The 14,447-nt window shown below is 67.3% G+C and carries 11 protein-coding genes; 2 read left to right on the plus strand and 9 right to left on the minus strand.

What is annotated here, in order from left to right:
- Positions 1-117: 117 nt before the first annotated feature.
- The 7 genes from dnaE to BGO20_RS05545 all read right to left on the minus strand — a co-directional run bounded on the left by dnaE (position 118) and on the right by BGO20_RS05545 (position 10,701).
- Positions 118-3,594: a DNA polymerase III subunit alpha gene (gene dnaE / locus BGO20_RS05515; RefSeq protein WP_291662040.1), complete on the minus strand. Its 3,477-nt coding sequence runs from the start codon at positions 3,592-3,594 to the stop codon at positions 118-120.
- 589 nt (positions 3,595-4,183) lie between these two features.
- Entirely contained in the window at positions 4,184-4,873 is a 690-nt protein-coding gene (locus BGO20_RS05520; protein WP_291662038.1) for an ABC transporter ATP-binding protein, read from the minus strand.
- Positions 4,874-4,875: 2 nt separating this feature from the next.
- Positions 4,876-6,168, minus strand: a complete 1,293-nt coding sequence (locus BGO20_RS05525) for a lipoprotein-releasing ABC transporter permease subunit (RefSeq protein ID WP_291662037.1) — start codon at positions 6,166-6,168, stop codon at positions 4,876-4,878.
- A gap of 43 nt (positions 6,169-6,211) precedes the next feature.
- The gene (gene proS, locus BGO20_RS05530; RefSeq protein ID WP_291662034.1) at positions 6,212-7,543 is read right to left on the minus strand and encodes a proline--tRNA ligase; all 1,332 of its coding nucleotides are present in this window, start codon (positions 7,541-7,543) and stop codon (positions 6,212-6,214) included.
- Between the two features lie 160 nt (positions 7,544-7,703).
- The gene (gene coaD / locus BGO20_RS05535; protein ID WP_291662032.1) at positions 7,704-8,204 is read right to left on the minus strand and encodes a pantetheine-phosphate adenylyltransferase; all 501 of its coding nucleotides are present in this window, start codon (positions 8,202-8,204) and stop codon (positions 7,704-7,706) included.
- 59 nt (positions 8,205-8,263) lie between these two features.
- Positions 8,264-10,363: a methyl-accepting chemotaxis protein gene (locus tag BGO20_RS05540; protein ID WP_291662031.1), complete on the minus strand. Its 2,100-nt coding sequence runs from the start codon at positions 10,361-10,363 to the stop codon at positions 8,264-8,266.
- A 215-nt stretch (positions 10,364-10,578) separates the two neighbouring features.
- Positions 10,579-10,701, minus strand: coding sequence for a hypothetical protein (locus BGO20_RS05545; RefSeq protein WP_291662029.1), 123 nt, complete (start codon positions 10,699-10,701; stop codon positions 10,579-10,581).
- Between the two features lie 156 nt (positions 10,702-10,857).
- On the opposite strand from BGO20_RS05545, the gene BGO20_RS05550 reads away from it, so the two are divergent.
- Entirely contained in the window at positions 10,858-12,729 is a 1,872-nt protein-coding gene (locus BGO20_RS05550) for an ABC-F family ATP-binding cassette domain-containing protein (protein ID WP_291662028.1), read from the plus strand.
- An 89-nt stretch (positions 12,730-12,818) separates the two neighbouring features.
- Positions 12,819-13,514 carry a DUF2161 domain-containing phosphodiesterase gene (locus tag BGO20_RS05555; protein ID WP_291662027.1) on the plus strand — a complete coding sequence of 232 codons (696 nt, stop codon included), beginning with the start codon at positions 12,819-12,821 and terminating at the stop codon, positions 13,512-13,514.
- A 13-nt stretch (positions 13,515-13,527) separates the two neighbouring features.
- On the opposite strand, the gene BGO20_RS05560 is transcribed toward BGO20_RS05555, so the two are convergent.
- Both BGO20_RS05560 and BGO20_RS05565 read right to left on the minus strand, forming a co-directional pair.
- The gene (locus BGO20_RS05560; RefSeq protein WP_291662025.1) at positions 13,528-13,941 is read right to left on the minus strand and encodes a hypothetical protein; all 414 of its coding nucleotides are present in this window, start codon (positions 13,939-13,941) and stop codon (positions 13,528-13,530) included.
- The gene (locus BGO20_RS05565) at positions 13,938-14,390 is read right to left on the minus strand and encodes a DNA polymerase III subunit chi (protein WP_291662024.1); all 453 of its coding nucleotides are present in this window, start codon (positions 14,388-14,390) and stop codon (positions 13,938-13,940) included. The genes BGO20_RS05560 and BGO20_RS05565 overlap by 4 nt, the downstream gene beginning before the upstream one ends.
- Between the last annotated feature and the right edge of the window lie 57 nt (positions 14,391-14,447).

The following is a 14,447-nucleotide window of genomic DNA, read 5'->3' on the forward strand; positions in this document are numbered from 1 at the left end:
GCCTTGCCACCCCGTGGAGCCGATGCGACGCCGGTCCAGCCTGCGTCAGCCCGGAAGAGACGGCAAGAGGCGGGCTGCGGCACGACGCTCAACTGTGCGAGAGCGCAGAACCGCCTGTCAGCGCAGCTCGACCGAAACCACGCCGGGCGCGGCACGCACCGCATTGGCGACCTGCTGGCTGACCGGATACTTGCCCGGCAACTCGATCTCGACCTCCTGCGCGCCGTCGTCGAGGATCATCACGATCGAGACCTTGCCGTCGGAGCGCGAGGCCTCGCCGCGCGGCCGGATGCGCTCGGCGATCGAAGACACCGCCTTGTCGTCGCGCAGATAGATCAGCAGATCCTGCTTCTGGCGCGAGGCGAGGTCGTCGAGCACCTCGACATCCTCGATCCGTGGCCGAACCTCTTCGCCGTCGAGCACCGCCGACAAGCGCAGCACCAGCGCCCTGCCCGGCTCCAGCAAATCGCGGTAGCGCATCAGCCCTTCAGAGAACAGCACCGCCTCGAACTGGCCGCTCGGATCGGACAGGTTGACGATGCCCATCTTGGAGCCGGACTTGGTGCGCCGCTCCGATTTATCGATGACGGAGACCGCGACCTTACCGACGCCGGTGCCGTTGACGCGCACGGTCTGGGAGAAATCGGCATAGCGTTGGACGCGCAGGCGCTTGAGCACATGCTCGTAATCGTCCAGCGGATGGCCCGAGAGGAAGAAGCCGACAGCCTCGTGCTCGCGCTTCAGCTTCTCGGCCGGCGCCCAGGGCTCGACCTGCGGGATGCGGAAGGCCTCCTGCACCACGCCGCCGCCGAGCAGGTCGAACTGGCCCGCTGCCGCCTCGTCACGCGTGCGGTTGGAGAGCGCCAGCATGCCGTCCAGCGCCGCGACGGCCCGGGCACGATCCGCCTCCAGTTCATCGAGCGCTCCAGCCGCGATCAGCGCTTCCAGCGTGCGGCGGTTGACCAGCCTGGTGTCGATGCGACGGGCCAGATCGGCGAGATCGCGGAACGGGCCGGCGGCCTGTCGCGCCGCGACCAGCGATTCCACCGCTGCCCGGCCGACGCCCTTGATGGCGCCGAGCGCGTAGAAGATCTTGCCGTCGGCGACATCGAACTCGACGCCGGACTGGTTGATCGCCGGCCGCTCGACCTTGATCCCGAGACGCTCGGCATCGCGGCGGAATTCCGAGAGCTTGTCGGTATTGCCCATGTCGAGCGTCATCGACGCGGCCAGGAACTCGACCGGGAAATTCGCCTTCAGATAGGCGGTCTGGAAGGCGACGACGGCATAGGCCGCCGCATGGCTCTTGTTGAAGCCGTAATCGGCGAACTTGGCCAGCAGATCGAAGATCTCGGAGGCGGTTTCCTTCTTGATCTTGTTCTCGATCGCGCCCTTGACGAAGCGATCGCGCTGGGCGTCCATCTCCGCCTTGATCTTCTTGCCCATGGCGCGGCGCAGAAGGTCCGCCTCGCCGAGCGAATAGCCCGAGAGCGCCTGCGCCACCTGCATCACCTGTTCCTGATAGACGATGATGCCGTGGGTCTCGCGCAGATAGGGCTCCATGCCGGGATGGAGATAGGTCGGATCCTCCAGACCGAGCTTGCGGCGGCAATAGGTCGGGATGTTGTCCATCGGGCCCGGCCGGTACAGCGCCACCAGCGCGATCAGGTCCTCGATGCGGTCGGCCTTCATCTCGACCAGCGCCTTGCGCATGCCGACCGATTCCACCTGGAACACGCCGACCGTCTCGCCCCGCGCCAGCATGGCGTAGGTCGCAGGGTCGTCGAAGGGGAGCTGCGCCAGATCGATATGGATGCCGCGCTGGGCGATGAGCTTCACCGCGGTCGTCAGCGTCGTCAGCGTCTTGAGGCCGAGGAAGTCGAACTTCACCAACCCGGCCTGCTCGACCCATTTCATGTTGAACTGGGTCACGCGCATGCCGGTGCGCGGATCGACCGAGAGCGCGACGAGCTGTTCGAGCGGCCTGTCGCCGATCACCACGCCTGCGGCGTGAGTCGAAGCATGGCGGTGAAGCCCCTCCAGCTTCTGGCCGATTTCGAGCAGGCGCGCGACGATCGGCTCGTCCTGCGCCGCCTGCTGGAGCTTGGGCTCGCCCTCGATCGCGTCCTTCAGCGAGATCGGCTTGGCCGGGTTCTGCGGTACGAGCTTGGTCAGCTTGTCGACCTGGCCATAGGGCATTTCCAATACGCGGCCGACGTCGCGCAGCACGCCACGCGCGAGCAGCGTGCCGAAGGTGATGATCTGCGCGACGCGCTCCTGCCCGTAATGATGCTTGACGTAGTCGATCACCTCTTCGCGCCGGTTCTGGCAGAAGTCGATGTCGAAGTCCGGCATCGAGACGCGGTCGGGGTTGAGGAAGCGCTCGAACAGCAGGCCGAAGCGCAGCGGGTCGACGTCGGTGATGGTCAAGGCATAGGCGACGAGCGAGCCCGCGCCCGAGCCGCGGCCCGGCCCGACCGGAATATCATGGGCTTTCGCCCATTTGATGAAGTCCGAGACGATCAGGAAATAGCCCGGGAACTTCATCCGCGTGATGATCGAGAGCTCGAAATCGAGCCGCTTCTCGTAATCCTCGACGGAAAAACCCTCCGCCGGGCCGTGCTTGGCGAGCCGCGCCGCGAGGCCGGCGCGGGCCTGCGCCTCCAGCTCCTCGGCCTCGTCGCGCCCCTCCTCGCCGAAGCGCGGCAGGATCGGCTTGCGGGTGGTCACGCGCCAATGGCAGCGCATCGCGATCTCGACCGTGTTGGCCAGCGCCTCGGGCAGGTCGGCGAAGCGCTTCTGCATCTCGGCGCGCGAGGCGAAATAGTGCTCGGGCGTGACACGACGGCGCGTGCCATCCGAGACGAGCCGCCCCTCCGCCACCGCGAGCAGCGCGTCATGCGCGTCGAAATCCGCGGGCTTAGCGAAGAAGGGTTCGTTGGTCGCGACGATCGGCAGATCGGCATCATAGGCGAGGCGCAGGAGATGCGCCTCCAGCGCCGCTTCGTTCTCGCGGCCATGGCGCTGGATCTCGACATAGAGCCGGTCGCCATAGATGCCGGCGAGCGTGGCGAGGCGGGTCGCCGCCACCGGAAGCTGGCCATTGCGCAAAGCCGTGTCGATCGGCCCGTCGCTGCCGCCAGTCAAGGCGATGAGATTGTCGTGATAGGCCGCGAGGCGTTCGACCGTCGTCACCGGCTGGCCGGCGCCACCCGTCGCCAGCGCCGCGTCGCTGACGAGCTTCATCAGGTTGCCGTAGCCGGCCTCGTCCATGGCGAGCAGGACGATATGCGGCAGGCGCTGCGGCTGGACCGGCTTGCGGCCCCCTTCGCCCTCGTCGGCGAAATCGACCGAGAGCTGGACGCCGGCGATGGGCTGCAGGCCGGAGCCCGAGAGCTTTTCGGAAAACTCCAGCGCCCCGAACAGATTATCGGTATCCGTCAGCGCCAGCGCCGGCTGGCCATCGGCCGCGGCGAGCTTGGCGATGGTCGCGACCGTCATCGCGCCTTCGAGCAGGGAGTAGCTCGAATGGACATGGAGATGCACGAAGCCGATCTCCGACAGGATGCGCGCCTCGCCTGCTTCCCGTCCCATGTCCCTCTCCTGCCGCGGCGCCGCGACTCGTCCAGCCGCCTCTATCGCTTATGCCGCCGCGGCCCTGCCGGCGTCGAGGCCGATCCCGCCGGCACGGGCCGGCTGTGGATGACTCCTGCCGCGATCAGACATGCGGGCCGGAGAGAAGTGCGGCCCAGAGCCAGATCATGCCCAGGAACACCGCCAGCGAAGTGATCTCGGCCAGCCCGGCGGCGAATTTTCGCGCTGCAGTCATGACGAACCTCCGTCGTTCTCGATAGGTTCATTTTAGTTCATGTTTTGTTCTGGTCAATCGCACTCGTTGAAACGCGCGGCCGCCCGGCTCGAAAGAGTCAATGATCGCTTAACGACTCGGATATTCAGCGTGGTTTCGCCAGCGACCGCCCAGCCTGAAAATTCATCGCGCCCTCATTCCGGGGAGCCATTTCATCGGCAATGGCGTCTGGAAGGACGTTCTGGAAGGCTCCGGAACCATCGGACGCATCCTTCGAGACGCGCTTGACCGCGCGCCTCAGGATGAGGGCTGCCGTGCGTGTCGTCCTTTCGGATTCCCGGGCCGCCGCTGCGGGCGATCCCAGACTGCAGCCGCTCAGCGCAGCGGAACGACCAGCCCGTCGCGGATCGTCACCTGGCGATCCATCTGACGCGCGAGTTCAAGGTTGTGCGTCGCGATCAGGGCCGCCAGCCCGGAGGCGCGGGCGAGCGCGATCAGCGTGCCGAAGACATGCTGCGAGGTGTGCGGATCGAGATTGCCCGTCGGCTCGTCGGCCAGCAGCAGGCGCGGGCCGTTGGCGACGGCCCGGCCGATGGCGACGCGCTGCTGCTCGCCGCCGGAAAGCTCTCCGGGCAGATGGTCGAGCCGCTGGCCGAGGCCGAGGAAGCTCAGGAGCTCGGTCGCACGCTCTTCGGCCTCGCCCCGGTCGAGGCCGCGGATGCGCTGCGGCAGCACCACGTTCTCCAGCGCCGTGAACTCCGGCAGCAGATGGTGGAACTGGTAGACGAAGCCGATCTCGGTGCGGCGCAGCCGCGTGCGCCCCTTGTCGTCGAGCTTGGTCGTCGCGAGCCCGCCGACGAAAACTTCGCCGGCATCCGGCTTCTCGAGCAGCCCGGCGACGTGCAGCAGGGTCGACTTGCCGGTGCCGCTCGGCGCGACCAGCGCGACGACCTCGCCTGGCCAGAGCGCGAAATCGGCCTTGCGCAGCACCTCGAGCGGCGCGTCGGCCTGTGGATAGAAGCGCTCGACCTGCGAGAGGAAGAGCGTCGGCGTCTCCTGTGCCATGCTCAGCCCATCCTCAACGCTTTGACCGGGTCGAGGCGGGCGGCCTTCCAGGCCGGGTAGAGCGTCGCCAGCAGCGACAGCACCAGCGCCATCAGCACCACGCTCGACACGTCGCGCCAGTCGAGCACGGACGGGATGTCGCTGAGGAAGCGCACCGTCGGGTCCCAGAGATTGGCGCCGGTGATCCAGTTCAGCGCGGCCATGATCGACTTGATGTAATGCGAGAAGAGAACGCCGAGGATGAAGCCGGCGAGCGTGCCGACGACGCCGATCGTGGCGCCTGTGATCAGGAAGACGCGCAGCACCGTGCCGGCGGTCGCACCCATGGTGCGCATGATCGCGATGTCCTCGGTCTTGTCCTTCACCAGCATGATCAGGCCGGACACGATGTTCAGCGCCGCCACCAGAACGATCAGCGTCAGGATGATGAACATCACGTTGCGCTCGACTTCCAACGCATTGAAGAAGCTGCGGTTGCGCTGCCGCCAGTCCGAGAGCACGAGCGGGCGCGGGGCATCGGCCTCGATCGCGTCGCGAACCTTCTGCGTGTTGTCGGGATTATCGACGAAGATCTCGATGACGTTCACGTCACCGTCCCGGTTGAAATAGGCCTGGGCCTCCGAGAGCGGCATGTAGACGAAGGTGCCGTCGAACTCGGTCATGCCGATCGAGAAGATCGCCTTGATCGGATAGGCCTTGATGCGCGGCGCGGTCCCGAACGGGGTGGAGGCCCCCTGCGGTGTTACCAGGGTGATGGTGTCGCCGACCTGGACGCCGAGCGCATTGGCCAGCCGGATGCCGATCGCGACGCCGGGCGGCGCGGCGTCGAAGCCTTCGAGCGTGCCGGACTTGATGTTGCCACCGATGAAGGGGATCGCCTTGATGTCGGCCTCGCGCACGCCACGCACGAGCACGCCGCTGTTCCCGGTCTGCGAGGAGGCGAGCGCCTGCCCCTCGACCAGCGGAATGGCGAGCTTGATGCCCTGCACCTTGCGCAGCTTCTCGGCGACGCTGTCGTAATCGTCGAGCGGGCGGTCGATCGGCGTGGCGAAGATGTGGCCGTTCACGCCGACGATCTTGCTCAGGAGTTCGATCCGGAAGCCGTTCATCACCGACATCACGATGATCAGCGTCGCGACGCCGAGCATGATGCCGAGGAAGGAGAAGCCGGCGATGACCGAGACGAAGCCCTCGCGCCGGCGGGTCCGGAGATAGCGCCCGGCGAGCGTCCATTCGAAGCTGGCGAAGGGCTTCGTTCCGGTCGGGATATCGGCGTTGTCGGCGACGGCGCTCACATCCGCGCTCCGGCCCTGCGAGACGTCATGACGGCGGGTTTCCTCACGCCGCCCGGCCCTTGAAGCGGTCGAGCGCGGCCTCGAGCGAGACGGTCTCGCGCTCGCCGCCGGCACGGCGCTTGATCTCGACCTTGCCCTCGGCCAGCCCCTTCGGGCCGATGATGATCTGCCAGGGCACGCCGATCAGATCGGCGGTGGCGAATTTCGCGCCGGGGCGATCGTCGGTGTCGTCGAGCAAGGCATCGTAGCCCTTGGCGAGCAGGTCCTTGTAGATGCGCTCGGAGGCGCCGTCGGTCGCCGCATCGCCGGCCTTGAGGTTGATGACCGCGACGTCGAAGGGCGCGATCTCCTCCGGCCAGACGATGCCGGCGTCGTCATGGCCGGCCTCGATCAGCGCCGCGACGAGGCGGCTCGGGCCGATGCCGTAGGAGCCGCCATGCAGCAGCACCGGTTGGCCGTCAGGCCCGGCCACGGTCGCGCCCATCGGCTCGGAATATTTCGTGCCGAAATAGAAGATATGCCCGACCTCGATGCCGCGCGCCGAGACGCGCTTGTCTTCCGGAACCGCCTCGAAGGCGGCCTTGTCGTGCATCTCCTCGGTCGCGGCGTAGAGGCTCGTCCACTTGTCGAAGATGCCCTGCAGTCCGGCGACGCTGTCGAAATCGGTGTCCGCCGCCGGCGTCTCGAAATTCAGGTAGTCGCTGTGGCAGAAGACCTCGCTCTCGCCGGTCGAGGCGAGCACGATGAATTCATGCGAAAGGTCGCCGCCGATCGGGCCGGTATCGGCCTTCATCGGAATCGCCTTGAGGCCGAGCCGCGCGAAGGTGCGCAGATAGGCCGCGAACATGCGGTTATAGGCGTGGCGCGCCGCGTCCTTGTCCAGATCGAAGGAATAGGCGTCCTTCATCAGGAACTCGCGGCCGCGCATCACGCCGAAGCGCGGGCGGACCTCGTCCCGGAACTTCCACTGGATATGGTAGAGGTTGAGCGGCAGATCCTTGTAGGACTTGACGTAGGCGCGGACGATCTCGGTGACCATCTCTTCGTTGGTCGGCCCGTAGAGCATCTCGCGGTCGTGCCGGTCCTTGATGCGCAGCATCTCCTTGCCATAGGCATCGTAGCGCCCGCTCTCGCGCCAGAGATCGGCCGACTGGATCGTCGGCATCAGGATCTCGATGGCGCCCGAGCGGTTCTGCTCCTCGCGGATGACGTTGCTGATCTTGTTCAGCACGCGCAGGCCCAGCGGCAGCCAAGCATAGATGCCGGCCGATTCCTGGCGGATCATGCCGGCGCGGAGCATCAGCCGGTGCGAGACGATCTCCGCCTCCTTGGGCGTATCGCGCAGAAGGGGCAGGAAGTAGCGGGAGAGACGCATCGGGAAACCTGTCGGAGGGCAGTGCGCGAACAACCGCGCCGGAAACTACGCAACGAGTCGCTTGACCTGAGAGACACCATCGCTCTCGGCAAATTGCAAACCAAAATGAGCAGGAAGCGGCGGAAGATGGCGAAGTTATGTGCCTTTCGCCGCGGCCCGGTCAGCGCCGGGCGAAACGCGCCTTGAGCGCGGCCAGCACCGGGCGCGGCACGAAGGCCGAGACGTCCCCGCCCATCGCCGCGATCTGCCGGACGAGCGTCGCGGTGATGTGCCTCGCGGCCGGGGAAGCGGGGAGGAACACAGTCTGCAGTTGCGGCGCCATGGTCGCGTTCATGCCGGCCATCTGCATCTCGTAATCGAAATCGCTGCCGTCGCGCAGGCCGCGCAGAATGATGCCCGCCCCTGCCCGCTTCGCCGCATCGACCGCGAGGTCGTCGAAGGTCACGACCTCCAGCGCCGTGCCATGCCGGGCCAGCAGCGGCATGGCCACCTCCTTCAGCAGACCGGCGCGCTCCTCGGCGGAAAACAGCGGCGTCTTGCCGGGATGAACGCCGATCGCCAGCACCAGCCGGTCGCAGAGGCTGGCGGCGGCGGCGATCACGTCGGCATGACCGTTGGTCACGGGATCGAAGGAGCCGGTATAGAAGGCGATGCGGGTCATGCTGCAGCGTTAGAGCATCGGATCGAAAAGGGGAATCCGCATTTCGACGCCGTGCCAGGTCATGCCGCCCGAACCTGGACGATGAACTCGCCGACCCGGGCGTTCAGCCGGTTGGCCAGCTCCGAGAGATCGGCGGAGGCCCGCTCGACCGCCGCAGCCGCTTCCGCCGTCTGGGCCGAGGCGGCCGAAACCAGGCTGGTCGCCTCACCGATGCGGACGAATTCGTCGGTCGCGGTTCCCACGTCGAGGACGATCTCATGGGTCACGCCATGCTGATGACGCATCGTCTCGGCGGACCGGCAGACGACCTCGCTGAGACTGGCGATCATCTCCCTGATCCCGGCAATGGCATCGACGGTCGCGGTGGTCGCCTGATTCATCGCCGCGATCTGACGGGCGATATCGTCGGTCGCGCGCGCCGTCTGGCCCGACAGCCCCTTCACCTCGGAGGCGACGACGGCGAAGCCGCGGCCCGCCTCTCCGGCACGGGCGGCCTCGATGGTGGCGTTGAGCGCCAGCAGGTTGGTCTGCGCCGCGATCTCGGAAATCAGGCCGACGACGTCCGACACCCGCGCCGCGCCGACCGCGAGCGAGTCGACCACGGCGCCCATGTGATCGGCATAGTCCCGGGCGGTCCGGGCCGAGCGGTCGGAAGACTGCATGTCGCCGTCCAGCCGATCGATGACCACGCACAGGCCTTCGGCCGCCGAGCCGATGGAGCGGATGCTAGAGACCGCCCGCGCCGCGGAATCGTGAACGGTCCCGGCGCTTTGCCGGGTTTCGTTCACCCCGCTGTTCAGTTCCGCCGCCGTGACCTTGAGCCCCTCCGCCGCAGCCGAGACGGCCGTGGTGGCGCTGAGCACGGAGCGTTCGAGATCCTCCGCGAGATCCGACAGCAGCAGCTCGCGCTGGCGCCGGCTCTCCAGATCGCGCTCCTCGCGTTCCCGCAGGCGCAGGCTTTCCTCCTCGCGCACGCGCTGGCGGATGTGCTGGACGGAAGCGGCGATGGCGCCGATTTCGTCGCGCCGATGCGCGCCCGGTATCGGCATCGCCGTGCGGCCGGCGGCTGCTTCCGCCAGCGCCAGCGCCAGACCGCCGATCGGCCGTGCGACCGAGATGCCGAGCAGCAGAGCGACCGCCGCGATCGGCACCAGCGCGCCGAGGCCCGCGACGATGATCGCATTGTCGATCTGGTCGACCACCGCGAAGACGTTCTTTTCCGGCTCGGTCAGCCAGAGAAGCCAGTGCAGGTCGCCCAGCTGGATCTCGCGCCCCTTGGCGACCAGCGCTTCGCCGGCACGGCTGCGCAGCTTGAGGAGGCCGCCTTCGGCGGCATCGAGCCGGCGCTGGTCGAGCGTGCCCTCAGGCGCCCGCGCGTCACGCCGCGCCGCGGGGTCGGAGCGCATGAAGCCGTCCCGGCCGAGCACATAGCTGCGGATCTGCGGAGAGCTGGCGGAGAGCGCCGACAGGCTCTCGTCGATGAAGCGCGGCCCCACCGAGACCACGAAGGTCCCCATCACCTCGCCGCCGCCGTCGGCATTGCGGAATTGCTGCGCGATGAACGCGCGGGGCGGCCCGCCGATCAGGTCGTAGGGCGCGAAATCCACGGTCGCCTGCTGGTTGGCCGGCAGCCTTGCGGCGGCCGTCACGGCCTGGGCGAGCCCGGTTCCGGCCAACTCGGGGGCGCTCAGCAGCCGGCCGAATTCCGGGCCCTTGGTCACGCTGTAGACGACGCGCCCGTTCGGGGCGACGAGGTAGATGTCGGCGTAGCCGAATTGCTGGAGCACGGAGAGATAGGTTTCGTGGATCGGCACGTGCCGCCAGGAATAGGCGGTCCTGTGGTCGACGCCGCTCCTCCTGCGCCTGTCCGCCGGTGCGACGGCGGGGTCGTCGCGGAAATAGTCGGTGATGTCGCGCAGGCTCTGCGGGTTGATCTCCATCCATTGCGCCAGCGCGTCGATCATGCTGACCGCATAGGCGCTGCGCGCCTGCACGGCGACTTCGGCATGAAGCCGCTGCCAGCGCTGCTCGATCACCTGAGCGTGGCTGTCGGCGAGGAGGCTCAGATGCTCGCCGGCCGCCGTCTCCGCCCATGATGATACCGTCCGGTAGGCGGCCCACCCCACCGAAAATGCCGACAGGCAGGCGAGCGCCAGCATGGCGAGGGGAAGCCTAACCCTGAGACTGAACAAGCTCCCCGCCCTCGACCTTGCAGAAACGCTGCGTCATCGAAGCAGAGCCATGTTAAATTTCGCTGAAACAGCGGCCGGCCAAGCAAGCCGACCGGTCGCTGCCAGCCCGTGCCGGGCGGCCGGTCTCGTCGGCACCGAAGCCCTCCTTCGGCACCAGCCCGTCGAAAAGCCGGCCAGGCGGTTCAGGAAAGCGGAACGAAGGTTGCGAGCGCGGCCAGGCTGGCGGCGACGATCGACGCGAAAACGAGCAGCGACGCGCAGACCGAGACACGACGCGGATAGGCATAAGGCTGACCGGCGAACATGGGCATGATCTCGACGAATCACGAATTACTTCCGTTCCGCTAGGTGAGGATCCGGGCGGGCCGCGCCAAGGCAACAACGTGACGAAACGGTGACATCGCCGGCGTTTCGGCGGCTTTCGATTGGCTTTTCGCGCCGGGCACCCTAAATCGCCCGCCATGCTCACGCTCAACGACATCACCTATCGACTCGGGGAACGCCTGTTGCTCGACCATACCGGCGTCGCGATTCCCGACGGCGCCCGGGTCGGCTTCGTCGGCCGCAACGGCACCGGCAAGACGACGCTGTTCAGGATCATCACCGGCGAGCTCGGCACCGAGAGCGGCAATGTCAGCCTGCCGAGGGGCCGTCGCATCGGCGGCGTGGCACAGGAGGCGCCCGGCGGCCCGGAGACCCTGATCGAAGTCGTGCTCGCAGCCGATACCGAGCGCACCGCCTTGATCACGGAATCCGAAACCGCGACCGACCCGCACCGCATCGCCGAGATCGAGACGCGGCTCGCCGACATCGGCGCGCATTCGGCCCCGGCGCGGGCCGCGATGGTGCTGCACGGCCTTGGCTTCGACGAGGCGGCCCAGCAGCGCCCCTGCGCGGATTTCTCCGGCGGGTGGCGCATGCGCGTCGCGCTCGCCGCCGTGCTGTTCTCCGAGCCCGACCTGCTGCTGCTCGACGAGCCGACCAACTATCTCGACCTCGAAGGCACGCTCTGGCTCTACGACTACCTGGAGCGCTATCCGCACACCGTGATCGTCATCAGCCACGATCGCGAATTGCTGGACACCTCGGTCGACCACATCATGCATCTCGACCAGGGCAAGCTGACGCTCTATCGCGGCGGCTACTCGTCATTCGAGAAGCAGCGCGCCGAGAAGCAGATGCAGCTTGCCCGTGCACGGGAGAAGCAGGAGGCCGAGCGCAAGCATCTCCAGTCCTTCGTCGACCGCTTCAAGGCCAAGGCGACCAAGGCCCGGCAGGCTCAATCGCGCGTCAAGCGGCTGGAGAAGATGCAGACCATCGCCGCGATCGTCGATCGCGACGTGCAGCCTTTCATGTTCCCCGGCCCGGAGAAGCCGCTCTCGCCGCCGATGATCGTGCTGGAGGATGCCGCCGCCGGCTATGGCGAACGCAAGGTTCTATCGAAGCTCAATCTCTCGCTGGCGCCTGACGATCGCATCGCCCTGCTCGGCTCGAACGGCAACGGCAAGTCGACCTTCTGCAAGCTGATCGGCGGGCGGCTCGACGCCATGTCCGGCGAGATGAAGAAGTCGAGCAAGCTGGAGACGGCCTATTTCGCCCAGCACCAACTCGACGAGTTGCGCATCGAGGACACGCCGGTCGGCCATCTGCGCGACCTGATGCCGGACGCGCCCGAGGCCAAGGTGCGCGCCAAGGCGGCGCAGATCGGCTTTCCGGCCTCGAAGGCCGATACGCCAGTGAAGCTGCTTTCGGGCGGCGAGAAGGCGCGGCTGATGCTCGGACTCGCAACCTTCCACGGCCCGCATCTGCTCATTCTCGACGAGCCGACCAACCATCTCGACATCGACAGCCGGACCGCGCTGGTCAGCGCGATCAACGACTATCCGGGCGCGGTCATCCTCGTCAGCCACGACCGCTTCCTGATCGAGGCTTGCGCCGACCGGCTCTGGCTCGTCGGAAATGGCTCGGTTAAAAACTTCGACGGCGACATGGACGACTACCGCGCCTATGTGCTGGGCGCCGCCAAGGCCGAGAAGCGCGGCAAGCCGGCCCCGGAGGCGGCAGCCAGGCCGAAAGCCGACGAGCGCAAGGAAGCGGCGACGAAGCGCGTCGCGCAGGGTCCGCTGCGGCAGAAGCTCAACCTCGCGGAGGCGCGCATCGCCAAGCTGACCGGCTTGATCGAAAAAGTCGACGAGGCACTCGCCAACGGCGCTTTCGCGCGCGATCCCGACAAGGCGCTGCAAATTTCGCGGCAGCGGGCTGAGCTGGCCGAGGCGCTGACGGCGGCGGAAGAGGAATGGCTGCTGTTGGGTGAGGAGCTGGAGAGCGCCTGAGGCGTCCGCCCGGCCGCAAGCGGGCCGCGGCGTTTGCCTCTCTGAAACGACTGTCGGGCCATGTTTGACGGGTCGCCCGGAGAGCCGATGTGGAAACGTCCCTTTATCTGCCCGTCAAAAGCTTCCTCGAGGGCCTGGGCTACGCCGTCAAGGGCGAGATCGGGCATTGCGATCTCGTCGGGCTCCGGGATGGCGACCCGGCCGTGGTGGTGATCGGCGAGCTCAAGCTGACATTCAATCTCGAGTTGATTCTCCAGGGCGTGGATCGCCTGAGCCTCGGCGACGAAATCTGGCTGGCCGCCCGGCTTTCTGCCAAGGGCAAGGGGCGCGAAAGCGATCCGCGATACCGCAATCTCTGCCGCCGTCTCGGTCTCGGACTATTGGGCGTGTCCCCGTCCGGCCGCGTCGACGTCCTGGTGTCCCCGAGCGCACCCGAACCGCGCAGGAACCATCGCCGGCGATCGAGGCTGGTCGAGGAGCACAGGCGGCGGCAGGGCGACCCCGTCGCAGGCGGAGGCACGCGCAAGCCGATCATGACGGCCTATCGCCAGCAGGCGCTCGCCTGCGCGGCCGCAATGTCGGAGGGCCCGCAACGGCCGCGCGATCTCAAGCCGGCCTTCCCGGATGCCCAGAAGATTCTGCGGCGCAATGTCTACGGCTGGTTCGAGCGGTCGGCGCGCGGTGTCTATGCGCTGACGGAAACGGGCCGGAGCGCCTTGTCGACATGGCTGCCGGAAGCAAGGCAGGGCAGCGATCCGGGCGCCGAGGTTGAGGCTCGCGCCTGATGGGAGGGGCGGCTCAGCCTTCTCCGCCCGGCTTCACGATCCGCCCCAAGCGGTTGTCGGTAAACAGATAAAGCTCGCGGCCGCCGGGCTCGGCATAGAGCACCTGCACCTCGCGCTGGCCCTTGCCGCTCTCGCCGATCAGCACGTCGGTCGGCGGCTTGCCCTTGAGCTTGACCAGCTCGCATTCGGTGATCCCCGGCGCGATCTCTTGCGGCAGCGGCCGGGTCGAGGGGTCGAGCGAGACGCCGACGCTGCATTCCCCCTCCGGCGTCAGCACGGGCTCGCGCGTCGAAATGCCGGCACTGGCCGTGCTCGTCGTCGTCGTGGTGACGCCGCCCTTCGTCTCCGATTGAAAGGCGAAACCCCCCATGTCGACCGAGCAGCCGCCGAGCGCCGCGGCGCAAAGAAATAGAACGGGCAGTCTCACGCTTTTTTCTCCCAGCGCCCCGCTTCGTCCTGCTGCCAGTAGCTGGCCGCATGTCCGGAGGCCCGCGCCTTCTTCCAATCCGCACGGGCGGCATCGAGCGCCTCGGGATCGTCGCCATCGAATATCAGAACGACGCGCTCGTAGTCCTGCAATGCGTCGGGAATGCGGACTCCGTCCGCGCAGACCCGGACGTGCGCCGCATTGGGATTGTGTGCCTGCGTCGTCAGCACGACCGGGTTCTGCGGCGCATCCGCCTCCAGCGCCGTGACATGCGGCAGGAAGCTCTCGTCGGCATAGGTCCAGAGATGATCGTCGACGGCGCTCAGGCGCTCCTGGCTGGAGACTTCCACCACGACCTTCTGCTCGCGCGCCAACGCCCGCTCGAGAATGGTCGGCAGGACCTGCTCGAGCGGGCGCGACTGCAGATGAAAGAACAGGATCTCAGCCATGTGCGACAGTCGGCGGTGGGCCATCGGCAGTCCGGATCTGCCGGCGCCGGAATCCCG

The sequence above is a fragment of the Allobosea sp. 67-29 genome (assembly GCF_001898115.1).
In the GTDB taxonomy this organism is placed as follows: Bacteria; Pseudomonadota; Alphaproteobacteria; order Rhizobiales; family Beijerinckiaceae; genus Allobosea.